We start from the raw sequence: 17563 nt of genomic DNA, 5'->3' as shown, positions 1-17563 counted from the left end.
GTTGCGAATCTGAACCGAACTGGGAGCCGGCATGACGCAATCCCCGCTGGTCAAAGTGGATCTGGAAGGCGACATCGCCTGGGTCACGGTGAGCAATCCGCCGGTGAATGCGACGTCGTTGCAGGTGCGCCAGGGGCTGGCGGATGCGGTTGATGCGGTCAAGGATGCCCGGGTTGCCGTTCTGCGCTGCGCCGGTTCGACCTTCATTGCCGGTGGCGACATGTCGGAATTCGACAAAGCGCCTGTTGAACCTCACCTGCCTGATGTCGTGCAGATGATCGAAGACAGCCCGGTTCCGTTTGTCGCCCAGTTGCATGGCAACGTGTTGGGCGGTGGCTTCGAGATTGCCATGGGCTGTGCTTGGCGGATCGCTGCGCCGGGCACACGGTTTGGGCTGCCCGAGGTCAATGTAGGGCTGATCCCCGGTGCCGGAGGCACACAACGACTGCCACGCCTTGCCGGGATGGACGTTGCAATTGATATGGCCTGTTCGGGAAAGCTGCTGACAGCCGAAGTCCTGCAAGAGCTTGGGGGTGTCGATTTGGTCGCTGAAAACATCGACCTGGCGGTCAGAGAGTTTGTCGCGGATCTTCCTTCGCGGCCTGTTCCCGTCAGTCAGCGGAAAGTGCAAGACATAGCGCCCGATCTTTTTGAAGTGTCGCGAGAGGTGCTGAAAAAACGTGCCAAAGGTCAGCAATCCCCGCTGGAGAACCTGACGGCGTTGTCATGGGCGCTGAAACCATTTTCGAAAGGCCAGCCGAAAGAGCGGGCGCGTCACCTGGAACTGAGACAAACCCCGGAAAGCCGTGCATTGCGTCATGCTTTTTTTGCGGAGCGGACGGTGACCAAGCCATCGGCAATTCAGGGTGCCTCACCCCGCGCGATTAACAGAATCGCTGTGGTCGGCGGCGGGCTTATGGGGGCCGGGATCGCCACGGCCGCGCTGAACGGTGGTCTTGCTGTAACCCTGATCGAGCGTGATGCCGAGGCGGCGACAGCGGCAGAGGCGCGCGTTTCAGAGCTTTTGAACGGGGCGGTAAAGCGCGGCAGAATGACCGAAGCGCAGATGCAGGATCGGTTGTCGGCCTTCAGCGCCGTGGACGATTATTCTGGCGCCGCAGACGCGGATCTGGCGATCGAGGCGGTATTCGAGGATCTGAGCGTCAAGCGCACGGTTTTTGCAGACCTTTCCGCCCACATGAAGCCGGACGCCATTCTGGCCACCAACACGTCTTATCTTGATCCTGTCGACATATTCGAAGGGGTGCAAAATCCCGCCCGTTGTCTGGGGCTGCATTTCTTCAGCCCGGCGCATGTCATGAAACTGCTTGAGATCGTGAAAACCCCTCACACCAGTGCCGAGGTGATCGCGACAGGTTTTGCTTTGGGCAAGACGTTGCGCAAGGTTCCGGTCCTGTCGGGAATATGTGACGGATTTATCGGAAACCGAATGCTGGCCGCGTACCGGCGCGAGGCGGATTACCTGCTGGCCGATGGTGCCATGCCGTATCAGATTGACGCCGCGATGCGCGCTTTTGGAATGCCGATGGGGCCATATGAATTGCAAGACCTGACCGGGTTGCAGATCGCCTGGGCCAACAGAAAACGCAATGCGGTCACGCGTGATCCGCAAGAGCGGTACGTCACCATCGCCGATCAGCTTTGCGTGTTGGAGCGTTTTGGGCAGCGCAGCGGTAAAGGCTGGTATCGTTACGAAGACTGCAACCGCGCACCGATCCGCGACCCCGAGGTCGAGGCGCTGATCGAAACATATTCTGCCGAGCAGGGCATTACACGCCGGGAGTTTTCGGCTGAGGAAATCACCTCCCGCATTCTGGCCGTTCTCGCCAACGAAGGGGCGCTGATTGTCAGGGAAGGTATCGCCGAAACCACGGATGCCGTCGATATGGTTCAGATCCATGGCTATGGTTTCCCACGCTGGCGCGGCGGCCCGATGCAATACGCGACTGAGGTGGGATGGAAAAAAACGTTGGAAGCCATGCAGTTGGTGGCGTCCGAAAGCCCTGCGTCCTGGAAGTTGGCGGCGGTACCCGAAAGCTCTAAACCCGTTGATGGTTACAAAAAGGACCATTAACGCATTCTTAACTCATGTTTCACTGGGAGGAGACAGATCCATGAAGTTCACTAAGTTGAGTACCCTTCTTGCCTCGGCCGCGCTGGCCGTTTCGGGTACTGTGGCGTTGGCGGCGGATTACACGCTGACCATTTCCAGCTGGGCCCCGCCGACCCATGGCATCAACGCAATGATGTGGCCGAAATTCACCGAAATGGTCGAAGAAGCCACGGATGGTAAAGTCACCGCCGAGCTGAAACTTGGCCTTGCACCACCGCCCGCGCAAATGGACCTGATCATGGATGGCGCAGCAGATGCCTCGATCATTTTCCACGGCTACCAGCCGGGCCGCTTCGTCACTACAAAGATGATCGAACTGCCCGGGTACGAAGGATCGGCCGAGGCCGCATCGGTCGCCTATTGGCGCGCCTATGAGAAGTACCTGAAAGCGGCCGACGAGCATCGCGGGGTCAAGCTGATCGCGCTGCACACGCACGGTCCGGCGCAGCTGCATTCAAGCGCTCCGGTGACATCGCTGGATCAGGTCTCGGGGCTGAAGGTACGTATCCCCGGTGGTGTGGGTGGCGACGTTGGAACGGCGCTGGGCGCAACCGGCATTCAGGTTCCAGCCCCCAAGGTCTATGAAACGCTCGCGTCCAAAGCGGCGGATGGCGTTGTCATGCCGTTTGAATCCCGCAAGGGCTTCAAGCTGACCGAGGTTGCACAGAACGTTTACGAAGTGCCCGGCGGGCTCTATCGCGGCTCGTTTGCGTTCATCATGAACGAAGATACGTTTGCCGACCTGCCCGAAGATCTGCAGAAGGCGCTGGAAGAGAAGGTCTTCGGCGAGCCGTTGAGCCGTGAGATCGGCAAGATCTGGGACCAGATCGACGCCATCGGGCGCGAGGCGACCGAGGCGGCGGATGGCAACAGCATCAACGCCGCGTCCGCAGAAGATCTTGAACAGTTCAATCAGATTGCGGCCGACGTTCGAAGCAAGGTGATTGGCGAAGTCAATGAAACCGGTATCGACGCGCAGGCAACCTATGACCTGATCGTGCAAGAAATGGCGGCTCAGTAAGGCTGTCCGGCTGGTGGGGTTTCCCACCAGCCATTTTTTACCGGCAAGAGACATAATCATGCGAAATCTCGTGATCTGGGCGCGGCGCGCCAGTTTTTTTCCGACGCTGCTGGCCTGTGTGGCCCTGTTCATCCTGATGGTGATGACATTCTGCGATGTCATCCTGCGCTCGGTTTTCAATGCTCCGATCGAGGCTGCGACCGAACTGACCCGGATTTTGATGGCCATCCTCGTGTTTTCGGTCCTGCCCATGATTTCCGCGGGAAAAGGCCAGATCGCGGTCGATCTCACAGACGGTCTGTTTTCCCGTCTTCGCCTTAGCCGGGCCCGTGACGCTGTGGTTTACCTGGCATCAGGCATCATGCTGATCTGGCCAATCAATAGGGTCTGGATACTGTCCGAGCGCGCGCGCGACTACGGGGACGTCACAGAATACCTGTCGATCCCGGTCTTCTATGTCGGCTGGTTCATCACCTTCTTCACCGTTATTGCCGCCATCGCGATGGTGATTACCGGGCTGATGTACATCTTTGCACCCCACGCCCTGTCGGAGCAGACCCAATGACCGCAGCCCTGATCGGTTTCGCACTGGTACTGGTTCTGGTGCTGCTTCGTTTGCCCATTGTCTTTGCGATGGGTTTGGTTGGCACGTTTGGCTTCGCCTACGAACGCGGCGGCGCGATTTTTTCGGAACGGGGGCTCAAGGCCGCCATGTCGATGGTGGGCCGCCAGATCACGGACACCGCGCAGGACTATGGCCTGTCGGTTGTGCCGCTGTTCATCCTGATGGGACTGTTCGTCAACAAAGGTGGATTGGCGCGTGAGCTTTACGCGGTTTCTAACGCCTTCCTGGGGCATTTTCGGGGCGGTATCGCGATGGCGACCGTCGCCGCCTGCGGTGGTTTTTCGGCAATCTGCGGGTCGTCTCTGGCCACGGCTGCTACAATGTCCAAGGTCGCGATGCCCGAAATGCGCCGCTATCGCTATTCGGACGAGTTGTCGACCGCCTCGATTGCGGCAGGCGGGACGCTGGGCATTCTGATCCCGCCTTCGGTCATTCTGGTGATCTATGGCCTGCTGACCGAAACCTCGATCGGGAAGCTGTTTGTCGCCGGGATATTGCCGGGGATGATGGGCATCCTGTTCTACCTGTTCGCGGTGCGCTGGACCGTCTGGCGCAAGCCTGATTCAGGCCCTGCCGGTGAACGCCACGGCTGGGGCGAGCGTCTGACGGCGCTGCGATCCGTCTGGGCCGTGCTTTTGTTGTTCTTCCTGGTTATCGGGGGCCTCTACGGTGCGTTTGATTTTCACCCGCTGAACCTGACCTTCAGCCCGACCGAAGCGGCGGGCATGGGTGCAATGGGCGCGTTCCTGATCGCCCTGTCGCGCGGCGGCCTGACGCTGAGTTCGACATTCGAGGTGCTGAAGGAGACGTCTTATACAGCCGCGGCCTTGTTCTCGGTCCTGATCGGGGCGCAGATCTTTTCGAATTTCATCAACCTGGCTGGTTTGCCCGAAGCGTTGATTGCGCTGGTCACGGCATATGAAGTGTCGCCTTTCGTGGTGATCCTGATGATCCTGGGCATCTACATCATCCTTGGCTGCGTTTTTGAATCGCTTTCGATGCTGCTGCTGACGGTGCCGATCTTTTTCCCGCTGGTCACGTCGCTGGGCTATGACCCGATCTGGTTCGGCATTGTCGTGGTCGTTGTGACCGAGATCAGCTTGATAACTCCGCCCGTCGGTCTGAACGTGTTCATCCTGAAAGGCGTGGTGGGCGATGTGTCGACCGGAACGATCTTCCGGGGCGTGACACCATTCTGGGTTGCCGACATCTTCCGCCTGGCGTTGATCGTTCTGGTGCCTTGGCTGGTGCTGGTCCTGCCCGAGCAGATGGGCGCGATGGGGCACTGATGTTCGCGCTGACCGCACTTCCCGAGGGGTTCCATCAGGACCCGTATCCGACCTACGCCGCTTTGCGCGAGGATGCGCCCGTTTGTCTGCAGCCGGATGGCAGCGTGATCCTGTCCAGATACGAAGATCTGGATCTGGTGTATCGCGATACACGCCGTTTCATTTCGGACAAGAAGGCGGTTTTTGGCCCGAAATACGGGGTCGATAGCGCATTATACGAACACCACACCACCAGTCTGGTGTTCAACGATCCGCCGTTGCACACCCGTGTGCGCAAGGTGATGGTCGGCGCGCTGAACCCCCGCGCGCTGGCGCAAATGGAGCCTGGGCTGGTCGAACTGGTTGATCGCCTGCTGGACGAGATGCAGGCCAAGGGCCAAGTCGAACTGATCGAAGATTTTGCCGGTGCCATTCCCATCGAGATCATCGGAAATCTTCTGGGCATTCCCCGTGACGAGCGTGAGCCTTTGCGGGACTGGTCGCTCGCGATACTTGGGGCGCTTGAGCCCAAGCTGACGCCCGAGCAGGAGGAGCAGGGCAATCGCGCTGTCGCCGATTTCGTCGAATATCTGCGCCGGATCATCGACGACCGCCGCGCCAGTCCGGGCGACCCGGAGACAGATGTCCTGACCCGTCTGATGCAGGGTGATGTGGACGATCGGTTGACCGAGGTTGAGCTGTATCAGAATTGTATCTTCATTCTGAATGCCGGTCACGAAACCACCACAAACCTGATCGGTAACGCGCTTGATCTGTTGCACCGGCACCCTGATAAACGGGCCGAACTCCTGGCCAGACCCGACCTGATCACGACTGCAGTGGACGAGTTCCTGCGGCTGGAAAGCCCGAACCAGTTCGGCAATCGCCTGACCACCGAGGCAGTTGAATTCCATGGTCACATGATCCCGGCGGGCACGGATATTCACCTCTGTATTGGTGCTGCCAACCGTGATCCGCGCCAGTTTGACGACCCCGATGCCGTGAAACTGGATCGCCGTCCCAACAAACATCACGCCTTTGCCGGCGGACCGCATACCTGCGTCGGGCTGACACTGGCGCGAATGGAAGGGCGTGTTGCCGTTGGCCGTTTTCTCGAGCGCTTTCCCGGTTTTGAGTTGCAGGAGGGTGCGCAAAGAGGAAGTCGCATCAGGTTTCGCGGCTTTGCCCGTCTGCCCGCACAGGTGGCATAGATGCGGCATAGATAGGCATTTTTGCTGTTTTATATTTGACCGACCGATCGGTTAATAATAGTTTGATCCGAACGACCCGGCCAAATTCGCCGACCGGATGCCAAGGATGAGGAGGCACATATGACCATCCAACAGATTTCCAGCTTTGCCGCCGGTGAATGGATTGCGCCGGGTGAAGGCGCCCGTTCCATCGCCAGTGCAGTCACCGGAGACGTAATCGCGACCGCGGGTAACAACGCGCTGGACGTGCAGGCAATGCTGGACCACGCGCGGGATGTAGGCGGGCCCGCCCTGCGCAGAATGACGTTCCACGAGCGGGCAAAGATGCTGAAGGCGCTGGCCATGCATCTGGGGCAGCACAAACAGGCACTGTATGATCTGTCTTTCGATACAGGCGCGACTCAATCCGACCACCTGATCGACATCGATGGCGGCATCGGCACGACTTTTGTCTATGCGTCCAAGGGGCGTCGCGAGATGCCTGACGGGCATGTCTTCCTGGACGGCGAGGTTGAGCAATTGTCGCGCAACGGAACGTTCCTGGGCCAGCATGTCTGCACCCCGTTGCAGGGCGTCGCGGTGCATATCAACGCATTCAACTTCCCGGTCTGGGGCATGTTGGAAAAACTGGCGCCAACGTTGTTGGCCGGGGTTCCGGCGATTGTAAAACCTGCCACCAACTCCTGCTACGTGACAGAGTTGTGCGTGCGCATCATGCTGGATTCAGGCATCTTGCCCACGGGTGCCTTGCAGTTGGTGACGGGCGGATTGGGCGATATGCTCGACCGGCTGGGAATGCAGGACGTGGTCAGCTTTACCGGCTCGGCCGAAACGGCACTGAAACTGCGTGCCAATCCGGTGATCCTTGAGAACTCGGTACGGTTTGTGGCCGAACAGGACAGCCTGAATGCCTCGGTTCTGGGACCGGATGCGGAACCCGGAACGCCCGAGTTCGACCTGTTCATCAAGGAAGTTCAGCGCGAAATGACAACAAAGGCGGGGCAGAAATGTACGGCCATCCGCCGGATCATCGCACCGGAAACACATGTTCAGGCTGTGATCGATGCGCTTTCGGACAGATTGGCAAAGACGGTCATCGGCGATCCGAGGCTTGAAACCACCCGCATGGGCGCGCTCGTTTCACAAGGCCAGAGGCGCGATGTTCTGGAAAAAGCCGCGATCATCGGGCAGGAGGCCGAGCGGGTTTTCGGCGATCCTGAAGACTTCGCCATTGACGGTGCGGATGTCGAAAAGGGCGCCTTTGTTCCACCGATGCTGTTCCATTGCGCCAGCCCTGACACGGCCCGGCGGGTGCACGATACCGAGGCCTTCGGCCCGGTCAGCACCATCATGGGATATCGTGATCTGGACCATGCGGTTGAATTGGCGAACAAGGGGCAGGGTTCACTGGTGGCGTCCGTGGTCACCCGCGACCCATCCGTCGCGCGTGAGATTGTCATGGGGGCCGGGGCCTATCACGGGCGTTTGTATTTCAACAACCGGGATTCGATGAAGGAAGCGACGGGCCACGGGTCTCCGTTGCCGCACATGGTCCACGGCGGCCCCGGTCGCGCCGGAGGCGGCGAAGAGATGGGTGGTGTGCGAGGGGTGCAGCATTACATGCAGCGCACGGCAATTCAGGGCTCGCCCGATATCCTGACCGCGATCGGCGACAGGTGGGTTTCCGGTGCGACCGAGATCAAAGGCCCGGCGCATCCTTTTACCCGTCGGTATCACGATCTGGCGATTGGCGAGACCATTCATACGGCACCGCGCACCATCACCATGGACGATGTCGAGCATTTCGCGCATTTCACGGGCGACACTTTCTACGCCCATATGGATCAGGCCGCGGCCGAGCGGAACCCGTTCTTCCCTGGTCGTGTGGCGCATGGTTATTTGTTGCTTTCGTTTGCGGCGGGTCTTTTTGTGGAACCCAACGAAGGTCCGGTTCTGGCCAATACCGGGCTGGACAAACTGCGTTTCATGAAGCCGGTGGAAGCGGGCGATGCGATCAAAGTGCGGCTGACTGTCATGAAGAAGACCGGGCGCAATGATGAATACGGAGAAGTGCGCTGGCACGTGTCGCTGACCAACCAGGATGGTGATCTGGTGGCGGAATATGAATTGCTGACAATGGTAGCCTACTGAAGCGGGCCGGATGGCAATTTCCCTTGGCCGGGCTATACTTAGGCTATGAAGGATCCGCATTCTGACTGGTTCGAAACCTGTATTGCCCAGCTGACGGCGTCCGGCACGCAGCGGGTTTGGTCGGTGCTGGTATCGATTTTCGGCGATCTGGCCCAGAACGAGACCGATCAGATCAGCGGTGCCCTGATCACCCGGCTGACCGGGCTTGCCGGGATAAAGTCTGAAGCGACCCGCGTTGCTTTGCACCGACTGCGCAAGGAGGGCTGGATCGAAAGCACCCGAAGCGGGCGCAACAGCACGCATAGCCTGACGGCGTTCGGGCGCGCTCAAAGCGCCGCAGCGGTGCCGCGCATCTACGCCCGCGAAAGCGTGCGCCCGGAAACCTGGCATGTCCTTATCGCGGACAGTTCGGACGGGTCCCGGCAGGAACTGGCCGATCTGCTGCTGACCGGTGACTACATTCCACTGAGCAGCACGGCAGCGATGGCTCCCGGTGAGGCTCCGGAAGGTATCGAAGACCTGTTTATTGTTCAAAGCGGCGACCTCTCGGTTCCCCGCTGGCTGCGCGAACGTTGCGGACCAGATGCGCTGAACGAAGGATATAAACAGCTTCTGACCCGATTGCGGGCGGTTCAGGAGAGCATTCCGGCCTCGGGTGTCGGCGATCCGTTTCAGGCGGCGGTCTTGCGGGTCCTGATCGTTCACAGCTGGCGCCGCATCGTTTTGCGGCACCCGGACTTGCCGTCAGAGTTTCTGCCCGAGGCGTGGAAGGGTCCGGCCTGCCGAAAGGTTGTTTTCCAGATCCTCGACAGGTTGCCGCGCCCTTCGATCAAGGCGCTTGAATCGGCTTTGACCGGATAGTGGTCCCGGTATTTCCCGGTGGCGACGGTCGGTGTGTGGAACAATAAGTTACATTGATTCAGAAATGGCAAAAAATTCGTAACATATTTCTTGCTTCGAATCATCGCGGCCCGTATTAACCGACCATACGGTTGGTGTTTCTGGCCGTTGCGACAGGAGGCTTTTGATGGACGCATTCATTTGTGACGCGACACGTACCCCGATTGGCCGGTATGGTGGCGCGTTGTCTTCGGTCAGAACAGATGACCTTGCGGCGGTGCCGATCGCCGCGCTGATGGCCCGGAATCCGCAGGTGGACTGGGCCAGTGTGGATGACGTTATCTTTGGCGATGCCAATCAGGCCGGTGAAAGCAACAGGAACGTGGCGCGTATGGCGGCGCTGCTGGCCGGTTTGCCGGTTGATGTTCCGGGAACCACCGTGAACCGGCTTTGCGCCAGCGGGATGGATGCGGTGGGCATGGCCGCGCGTGGGATTCGGGCGGGCGACTTTGATCTGGCAATTGCGGGCGGCGTGGAAAGTATGAGCCGCGCGCCCTTTGTCATGCCCAAGGCCACCAGTGCCTTTAGCCGCGCTAATGCGGTTTATGACACAACGATTGGCTGGCGGTTCATAAACCCGAAGATGAAAGACATGTACGGCGTGGACAGCATGCCGCAAACGGCTGACAACGTGGCCGAAGACTATGGCGTAAGCCGTCAGGATCAGGACGACTTCGCGGCCCGCAGTCAGGCTCGCTGGCAAGCAGCGCATGAGGCGGGGATTTTCCGGGATGAGATCACCCCGGTCTCGGTCCCGCAGCGCAAGGGCGATCCGGTTGTCGTGGATACGGATGAACATCCCCGTCCCGGAACTGATGCCGTGAAGCTGGCCGGATTGAAAGGTGTGAATGGCCCCGACAAAACCGTGACTGCGGGTAATGCCTCGGGTGTGAACGATGGCGCAGCGGCGCTGCTTCTGGCCAGCGAGGCGGCCGCGCACAAGAATAACCTGACACCGATGGCGCGCGTGGTGGGAATGTCCGCTACGGGTGTCGAGCCGCGCGTCATGGGCATCGGCCCGGTATCGGCTAGCCGCAAGGTGCTGGCCCGCGCCGGTCTGAGTATCGATCAGATGGATGTGATAGAATTGAACGAGGCGTTTGCGGCTCAGGGCCTTGCCACGCTGCGCGAGCTTGGTGTTGCCGATGATGCACCGCACGTGAATGCCAATGGCGGTGCCATTGCAATGGGTCATCCGCTGGGCATGTCGGGGGCCCGCATCGTGCTGACCGCGGCTTATCAACTGCAACGCTCGGGCGGGCGCTTTGCGCTTTGCACCATGTGCGTCGGCGTGGGTCAGGGCGTCGCCCTGATCCTTGAACGCGTCTAAGGGAGGAGACCCCAGATGTATGCTCAACTTGTGAAAACGGCCGGAACCGGCGTCAAATCCAAAGACGAGATGACGGATCAGGAGCGTGAGTTCCAGGACAAGATCGACCGCGATATCAAGATCGAACCAAGGGATTGGATGCCGGATGATTACCGCGCGACCCTGATTCGCCAGATCGGACAGCATGCGCATTCAGAAATCGTCGGCCAGCTTCCCGAAGGCAACTGGATCACCCGTGCGCCCACATTGGAACGCAAGGCGATCCTGCTGGCCAAGGTGCAGGATGAGGCCGGGCACGGTCTGTATCTTTACTGTGCGGCGGAAACGCTTGGGGTCAGCCGCGACGAGATCACCGAAATGTTGCTGGACGGGCGCATGAAGTATTCGTCGATCTTCAACTATCCGACCCTGAACTGGGCGGATATCGGTGCCGTCGGCTGGCTGGTGGATGGTGCGGCGATCATGAATCAGGTGCCGTTGCAGCGCACATCGTACGGGCCGTACTCGCGCGCGATGATTCGCATTTGCAAAGAAGAGAGCTTTCATCAACGGCAGGGTTATGACGCCATCCGCAAGATGGCTGAAGGTACGCCCGAGCAGAAGAAAATGGCGCAGGACGCGCTGAACCGGCTGTGGTTCCCGTCTTTGATGATGTTCGGCCCCTCTGACAAGGACTCAGTGCACTCGGCGCAGTCGATGGCGTGGAAAATCAAAATCAACACCAATGACGAGCTGCGCCAGAAGTTCGTGGACCAGACGGTTCCGCAGATCGAATTCCTTGGCCTCGATTTGCCAGATCCCGGCATCAAATGGAACGAGGATCGCGGCCACTACGACTACACCGACCCGGACTGGTCCGAGTTCTTCAACGTCATCAAGGGCAATGGTCCGTGCAACGTGGACAGGCTGGCTGCGCGCAACAAGGCGTGGGACGACGGCGCGTGGGTGCGCGACGGCTTGCTGGAACATGCCCGCAAGAAAGCCGCCCGCAAGCACGCGGCAGAGTAATCAGGAGGTTCCGCTATGAAAAATGAATGGCCCCTTTGGGAAATCTTCATCCGCGGCCAGCATGGGCTGAGCCACCGGCATGTTGGTTCGCTACATGCACCAGATGCCGAAATGGCGATCAAGAACGCGCGCGATGTCTATACGCGCCGCAACGAAGGCGTGTCGATCTGGGTGGTTGAAGCCCGGCACATCGCGGCTACCGCACCCGGCGAGAAGGGCCCCCTGTTCGAGCCGTCCGAGAGCAAGGTCTACCGCCACCCGACCTTTTATGACATCCCGGACGAAGTGGGGCATATGTGATGGCAGAAGTCGACAAACAGACCCTGCTGCAATTTCTGCTGCGGATGGGCGACAACACTTTGGTCCTCGGGCACAGGGTGTCCGAATGGTGCGGTCATGCGCCCGTGCTGGAAGAGGACATCGCGCTTGCCAATACGGCGCTGGACCTGATCGGTCAGACGCAGCTCTGGCTGGGTTATGCGGCCGAAATTGAGGGCGAAGGCAAGTCGGCGGACGATCTGGCCTTTCTTCGCGACGTCTGGGATTTTCGCAACGTTCTGCTGGTCGAGATGCCCAATGGCGATTTCGGTCAGACCCTGATGCGTCAGTTTCTATTCGATGCGTGGCATTCCATCATGCTGGGCCGGCTGATCAGATCGTCGGATCGGACTGTGGCCGAGATCGCTGAAAAGGCCAGCAAAGAAGTGGCGTATCACCTGGAAAGATCTGCCGACACGGTTGTCGGTCTGGGAGACGGAACCGAGGAAAGCCATAACCGGATGCAGGCCGCCCTGAACTACCTGTGGCCCTATGTCGGAGAAATGTTTGAAGGCGACGCGGTCGATCAGGCCGTGGTTTCGGCCGGTATCTCGAGCGACCCCGGCCAGTTGCGTGAAGAATACGACACGCTGGTGGGCCGGGTCCTGTCCGAGGCGACGCTGACCATTCCCGAAGGCCGCTTTGCCCATAAGGGTGGCCGCACCGGCCAGATGCATACCGAACATCTGGGCCATCTGCTGTGCAGGATGCAGTGGCTGCCGCGTGCCTATCCCGGTTGCCGGTGGTGACAGTGATGGCGCGGCCCTCCGTCGGCGAAATCTGGCAGTGGCTGGACCATGTGCCCGATCCGGAAATCCCCGTGATCTCTCTGGTGGATCTGGGGATCATCCGCGACGTCGCGTGGGAAGATGATCTTTTGGTTGTCACGGTCACACCAACCTATTCGGGTTGCCCGGCGACCAGCGTCATCAATCTGGATATCCAGACGGCGCTGCGCGAAAAGGGGATCGACAGGCTTGAACTGCGCCGTCAGCTTTCACCTGCATGGACCACCGACTGGCTGTCGGACAAAGGGCGCGTGCGTCTGGAAGAGTTCGGCATCGCACCGCCGCAACCGGCAGGCGGACCCGAACGCTGCCCGCGTTGTGGTGGCAACCATCTGGAAAAACTCAGCCAGTTCGGCTCGACCCCCTGCAAGGCGCAGTGGCGGTGTTGCGACTGCCTGGAACCGTTCGACTATTTCAAGTGCATCTGAGGGAGGAACCCATGGCGCGCTTTCATGATCTTGAAGTCAAAGACATCCGCAAAACGATCCGCGATGCAGTGGTCGTGACGCTGAAGCCCGAGAATGGTGAGGCTGCCGAGTTCGACTTTACGCAAGGCCAGTACCTGACATTTCGCCGCGACTTTGACGGTGAGGAACTGCGCCGATCCTATTCGATCTGCGCGGGCAAGGATGACGGTGTCCTGCAGGTCGGTATCAAGCGGGTCGATGGCGGCGCGTTTTCGACCTGGGCCAACGAAGACCTGAAGGTGGGGGATACCATTCAGGTGATGCCTCCGATGGGTGGGTTCTTTACTGAACTGAATGCCGGAAACGAGAAGCAGTATCTGGGTTTCGCGGGCGGGTCCGGCATTACCCCGGTGCTGTCGATCCTGAAAACCACCCTGTCACGTGAACCCAATTCCAGCTTCACGCTTGTTTACGCCAACAAGAGCGTGAATTCGATCATGTTCCGCGAGGAGCTTGAGGACCTGAAGAACAGCTTTATGGGACGTTTCAACGTCATCCATGTGCTCGAGACGGATGCACAGGAAATCGATCTGTTCACCGGAATGGTGACGGAAGAGAAATGCGCGCAACTGTTCAAAACCGGTTGGATCGACATCGAAAATGTCGATACCGCATTCATTTGCGGCCCTGAGCCGATGATGCTGGGCATAGCCCGTGCATTGCGCGACCATGGGCTGGATGACGGTCAGATCAAATTCGAACTTTTCGCCAGTGCCCAGCCCGGTCGGTTGAAGCGCAAGGCCAAGGCCAAAGATGCCGCCAGCAGCGCCAATACGGCAAAGGCTTCCATCACGCTGGACGGCGCAACCCAGACCATCGATATGCCCAAGGACACGACGCTGCTGGACGCGGCTTTGCAGAACGCAATGGATGCACCTTATGCCTGCAAGGCCGGGGTCTGTTCGACCTGCCGCTGCAAAGTGATTGAGGGCGAGGTGGAGATGGTGACCAACCATGCGCTGGAGGACTATGAGGTTGAGAAGGGCTATGTTCTGTCCTGTCAGTCCTTTCCACTGACCGACACTGTCGTCGTCGATTATGATCAATAAAGAAGGGGACCTGTCATGCCGGATGATATGAGCATTGAAAGCTACCTTGCGCAGGGTGGGGTGCTGACAAACCCTTCGAACGTGCCTTCGCGGTATCGCGCCGAACTGATGAAGCTGATGGCGACCTTTGTGGACAGCGAGCTGGCCGGTGCCGCCGGGTTTGCCGACGTCATTAACACCGGCCCGGGCATCAAGGAACGTATTGCCGCCGCCAAGATCGTGTTGGAGAAAACCGATAACGCCGATCGTGTCCTGACCATCATGGGTGAGTTCGGTGTCAATACGAAACGCTACGCGACGCACCACCCCTGGGCTGCGCGGCTGGACCGTTCAGCCGATATTGGCGCGACCCGCAACGAACATGATATGCGACTTGCCGTCTTCAATTATCCGCTTGAAGGGTGGACGGACGCAGTGGTCATGAACCTGATCATGGGGTGCGCTGTCGGCGTGCAACTGGCCGAATTCAGCAGTGTCTCGTATCAACCTCTGGCCGAAGCCTTTCGTGCAATCGCACCGGTTGAGGCGCGCCACGCCGAGCTGGCCGAGGAAGGTGTGGCCAGACTGGCAGAGGATGGTGATACGGCCGCGATTCAGGCGTCGGTCGACTACTGGTGGCCACGTGTCGCCGTTTGCTTCGGGGGGGATGACGCGGCGCGGCTGAAAGATCTTCAGGCGCTGGGGCTGCGCCGCACCGGGAATGCCGAACTGCGCGATCGCTGGATTGCCGCGGCCTCGGCCATTCTTGACAAATACGGGCTGGAAGTTCCGAGATAGCTAAGAACAAAGGCCGTCTGTTATTCAAAAAAACAGACGGCCTTTTTGCCACGTTATTTGTTCAGTTCTTTGGCATGCAGCCAGTCGGCGTGTTTCGGGGCCTTCTTGGTCTTTGACCATTCATCCAGCATCAGCCATTTGACCTCGTCCATGCGCTTGAGCATCGCCTCTTCCTCGGGATCGGGGCAGGCCAGTTCGACCCGGTGCCCGTTGGGGTCGAAGAAGTAGATCGAGTGAAAGATGGAGTGGTCGGTGACGCCCAGAACCTCGACACCGTTGGCTTCCAGATGGTCTTTGAACTGCAGCAGCGTCTCGCGGTCTTTCACCTTGAAGGCGATGTGTTGTACCCAGATCGGCGTGTTGGGATCGCGCCCCATCTCGGGCTTGGTCGGCAGCTCAAAAAAGGCCAGAACGTTGCCGTCACCCGCATCCAGAAACAGATGCATATAGGGATCAGGCTCGTGGGTCGATGGTACGTGATCCTCGGCAATGGCCAGGATGAAATCCATGTTCAGCATCTTGCCGTACCATTCGACGGTTTCCTTGGCGTCCTTGCAGCGATAGGCGACGTGGTGGATTTTCTCGATTTTCACGTGTTGTCCTCCTGTTGAAACGACGCGGCGCGCAGGGCTTGTCGCAGCACGTCGTTGTCCCCGATATGGTTGGCCAGGACCAGCACCAGGCGAGCGTTCAGCGCGTCCCCCTGTGCCTTGTCCAGCCCTTCATGTGAATCCAGCAGATCGGCGTAGAACCCATCGGTATTGTCGAAATTTGGCGTGAGGATCAGATCGGCCATGGCGATTACTCCTTACCTGTGGCGCGGCGGACCGCATGCCGGAATGCGTTTTCTTCGTAGGTGTCGCGTCGCGCCGCCACATGCTGATCCGGTCGGATCAGATAGACCCCCTGCGGCGCATCACCCAGATAGCGGCGTTTCAGGGCCATTGTCCGGTCGTCCTTGATCGACAGGGCCAGACGCGAAACCGTGATGCCGTCCACCTCGATCTCATCCGGGGCATCGGCATCAATGGTCATCAGGGTGAACTTCCCGGCCAGTTTCGGCAGCAGGAAGCCGTCCCCCAATGGCGCATCTGGGCAGGGCGAGCCCGGACGGGTCGAAGCCGGCCCGTTCAGCGCATCCGCCGAATTCAGGGGCGAGCCATCGTAGGTGCAGGGAACGCTCAACCGACCGGAGTTCACCATCGGACGGGCGAATTCATAATGTTCGCTCAGATCCAGCACCGCGTCGCGCATGATGCGGGACATCTGGGATTTCGGTGTGATGAAGTCCGTGGACCTGGTCGAGTTCAGGATATTCTCATCCGCCCCGTGGATACGTTCGATATCATAGCTGTCCAGAAGCGTTTCCGGGGCCAGACCGTCGATCACCAGCTTCAGTTTCCAGCACAGGTTGTCCGTGTCCTGCAGGCCCGAGTTGGCACCGCGCGCGCCAAACGGGCTGACCTGATGCGCGCTGTCGCCGGCAAAGATCACCCGGTCATGGCGGAACTGTTCCATCCTGCGGCACTGGAAGGTGTAGATGCTGACCCACTCCAACTCGAACTCGACATCATCGCCCAACATAGCCTTGAGACGCGGGATAACGTTTTCGGGGCGCTTCTCGCGCTCTTTGTCGATGTCCCAGCCCAGTTGCAGGTCGATGCGCCAGACGCCGTCCGGTTGTTTGTGCAGCAACGCGGATTGCCCCTTGTTGAAGGGCGGATCGAACCAGAACCAGCGCTCGGACGGGAAGTCGGCCTCCATGATTACGTCGGCAATCAGGAAGTTGTCCTCGAACACACGGCCAACAAAGTCCTTGCCCAACATGGCCCGCATTGGCGATCCGGCCCCGTCGCAGGCGATCACCCAATCCGCTTCGATGGTGTACGAGCCTTCGGGCGTTTCCACCTCGAGCCTGACGTGATCGGGATGGGTGCCGACCGCCTCGACCTTGTTGCGGCCCCGGATCTGGATCGGTGCGCCCTGCGCCTGCATTTCGCGAACCCGCTCGACCAGAAACTGCTCGAAGTAATATTGCTGAAGATTGATGAAAGCCGGGCGCTGATGCCCGTCCTCGGGCAGCAGATCGAAGTTGTAGACCTGCCGGTCATCGAAGAACACCTTGCCCTTGTTCCAGACGACGCCCTTGTCGACCATCGCCTGACCGCATCCCAGCCGGTCGAGGATTTCCAGCGGACGCTTGGCGAAACAGATGGCCCGACTGCCAAAGCTGACCTTGTCATTGTCATCCAGCACCACAACCTCGACCCCTTGCTGTGCAAGATCGATGGCAGCGGCCAACCCGACCGGGCCCGCGCCGACAACAATGACCTTGTGACGCACCGGTGTCGGCGCGGTCTGATCCGGGCTGGGCTCGTATGCATAAAGAGGGTCTTCGAAAATCTTGTTCACAGGCTCTCTCCCCAGGTGTTGCGCAACAGGGCGCAGAAATTCGAACCCTGGCGCGCAGGCGCCAGAGCGTCAGGTCAATAGTTTCACCGTCTGATTCGGGTCGC

At 59.5% G+C, this 17563-nt stretch carries 17 protein-coding genes; 14 read left to right on the top strand and 3 right to left on the bottom strand.

Annotation, left to right across the window (positions count from 1 at the left end; all coding sequences use genetic code 11):
• The first annotated feature begins 31 nt into the window (after positions 1-31).
• The 14 genes from AC2FIR_RS13020 to AC2FIR_RS12955 all read left to right on the top strand — a co-directional run bounded on the left by AC2FIR_RS13020 (position 32) and on the right by AC2FIR_RS12955 (position 15047).
• Positions 32-2095 carry a 3-hydroxyacyl-CoA dehydrogenase NAD-binding domain-containing protein gene (locus AC2FIR_RS13020; RefSeq protein ID WP_496762480.1) on the top strand — a complete coding sequence of 688 codons (2064 nt, stop codon included), beginning with the start codon at positions 32-34 and terminating at the stop codon, positions 2093-2095.
• A 40-nt stretch (positions 2096-2135) separates the two neighbouring features.
• On the top strand, positions 2136-3155 hold the full coding sequence (locus AC2FIR_RS13015; protein WP_170616005.1) for a TRAP transporter substrate-binding protein: 1020 nt from the start codon (positions 2136-2138) through the stop codon (positions 3153-3155).
• Between the two features lie 58 nt (positions 3156-3213).
• A complete protein-coding gene (locus AC2FIR_RS13010) occupies positions 3214-3720 on the top strand; it encodes a TRAP transporter small permease (RefSeq protein WP_170616007.1) in 507 nt (168 codons plus the stop codon).
• The gene (locus tag AC2FIR_RS13005; RefSeq protein ID WP_170616009.1) at positions 3717-5069 is read left to right on the top strand and encodes a TRAP transporter large permease; all 1353 of its coding nucleotides are present in this window, start codon (positions 3717-3719) and stop codon (positions 5067-5069) included. Before AC2FIR_RS13010 ends, AC2FIR_RS13005 begins: the two co-directional genes overlap by 4 nt.
• Entirely contained in the window at positions 5069-6259 is a 1191-nt protein-coding gene (locus tag AC2FIR_RS13000) for a cytochrome P450 (RefSeq protein WP_496746709.1), read from the top strand. Before AC2FIR_RS13005 ends, AC2FIR_RS13000 begins: the two co-directional genes overlap by 1 nt.
• A 120-nt stretch (positions 6260-6379) precedes the next feature.
• Complete coding sequence (gene paaZ, locus AC2FIR_RS12995) at positions 6380-8410, top strand: phenylacetic acid degradation bifunctional protein PaaZ (protein ID WP_496746711.1); 2031 nt, start codon at positions 6380-6382, stop codon at positions 8408-8410.
• A gap of 45 nt (positions 8411-8455) precedes the next feature.
• Positions 8456-9271 carry a PaaX family transcriptional regulator C-terminal domain-containing protein gene (locus AC2FIR_RS12990; protein ID WP_480913781.1) on the top strand — a complete coding sequence of 272 codons (816 nt, stop codon included), beginning with the start codon at positions 8456-8458 and terminating at the stop codon, positions 9269-9271.
• 166 nt (positions 9272-9437) lie between these two features.
• Positions 9438-10640 carry a 3-oxoadipyl-CoA thiolase gene (gene pcaF, locus AC2FIR_RS12985; RefSeq protein WP_496746713.1) on the top strand — a complete coding sequence of 401 codons (1203 nt, stop codon included), beginning with the start codon at positions 9438-9440 and terminating at the stop codon, positions 10638-10640.
• Between the two features lie 15 nt (positions 10641-10655).
• Complete coding sequence (gene paaA / locus AC2FIR_RS12980; RefSeq protein WP_480913777.1) at positions 10656-11648, top strand: 1,2-phenylacetyl-CoA epoxidase subunit PaaA; 993 nt, start codon at positions 10656-10658, stop codon at positions 11646-11648.
• Positions 11649-11663: 15 nt separating this feature from the next.
• Complete coding sequence (gene paaB, locus AC2FIR_RS12975; protein ID WP_170616022.1) at positions 11664-11948, top strand: 1,2-phenylacetyl-CoA epoxidase subunit PaaB; 285 nt, start codon at positions 11664-11666, stop codon at positions 11946-11948.
• Complete coding sequence (paaC, locus tag AC2FIR_RS12970; protein WP_496746715.1) at positions 11948-12715, top strand: 1,2-phenylacetyl-CoA epoxidase subunit PaaC; 768 nt, start codon at positions 11948-11950, stop codon at positions 12713-12715. Before paaB ends, paaC begins: the two co-directional genes overlap by 1 nt.
• Positions 12716-12720: 5 nt before the next feature.
• Positions 12721-13182, top strand: a complete 462-nt coding sequence (gene paaD, locus AC2FIR_RS12965) for a 1,2-phenylacetyl-CoA epoxidase subunit PaaD (RefSeq protein ID WP_170616027.1) — start codon at positions 12721-12723, stop codon at positions 13180-13182.
• Positions 13183-13193: 11 nt separating this feature from the next.
• Positions 13194-14270 carry a 2Fe-2S iron-sulfur cluster-binding protein gene (locus tag AC2FIR_RS12960; RefSeq protein WP_496746716.1) on the top strand — a complete coding sequence of 359 codons (1077 nt, stop codon included), beginning with the start codon at positions 13194-13196 and terminating at the stop codon, positions 14268-14270.
• Positions 14271-14285: 15 nt separating this feature from the next.
• On the top strand, positions 14286-15047 hold the full coding sequence (locus tag AC2FIR_RS12955) for a Phenylacetic acid catabolic protein (RefSeq protein WP_170616031.1): 762 nt from the start codon (positions 14286-14288) through the stop codon (positions 15045-15047).
• Between the two features lie 53 nt (positions 15048-15100).
• Here the strand turns inward: AC2FIR_RS12955 and AC2FIR_RS12950 are convergent, their stop codons facing one another.
• Genes AC2FIR_RS12950 through AC2FIR_RS12940 form a run of 3 tightly spaced genes read right to left on the bottom strand, consistent with a single transcriptional unit; the run spans position 15101 to position 17459 of the window.
• Entirely contained in the window at positions 15101-15640 is a 540-nt protein-coding gene (locus AC2FIR_RS12950) for a VOC family protein (RefSeq protein WP_170616033.1), read from the bottom strand.
• Positions 15637-15843 carry a DUF2783 domain-containing protein gene (locus AC2FIR_RS12945; protein ID WP_321248914.1) on the bottom strand — a complete coding sequence of 69 codons (207 nt, stop codon included), beginning with the start codon at positions 15841-15843 and terminating at the stop codon, positions 15637-15639. The genes AC2FIR_RS12950 and AC2FIR_RS12945 overlap by 4 nt, the downstream gene beginning before the upstream one ends.
• 5 nt (positions 15844-15848) lie before the next feature.
• Positions 15849-17459, bottom strand: coding sequence for an FAD-dependent oxidoreductase (locus AC2FIR_RS12940; RefSeq protein ID WP_321248912.1), 1611 nt, complete (start codon positions 17457-17459; stop codon positions 15849-15851).
• Positions 17460-17563 lie beyond the last annotated feature (104 nt).

Source organism: Ruegeria sp. CDSB136, assembly GCF_059610965.1.
The sequence above is the reverse complement of the archived record's forward strand: the minus strand, read 5'-3'. Positions and strand labels throughout refer to the sequence as shown.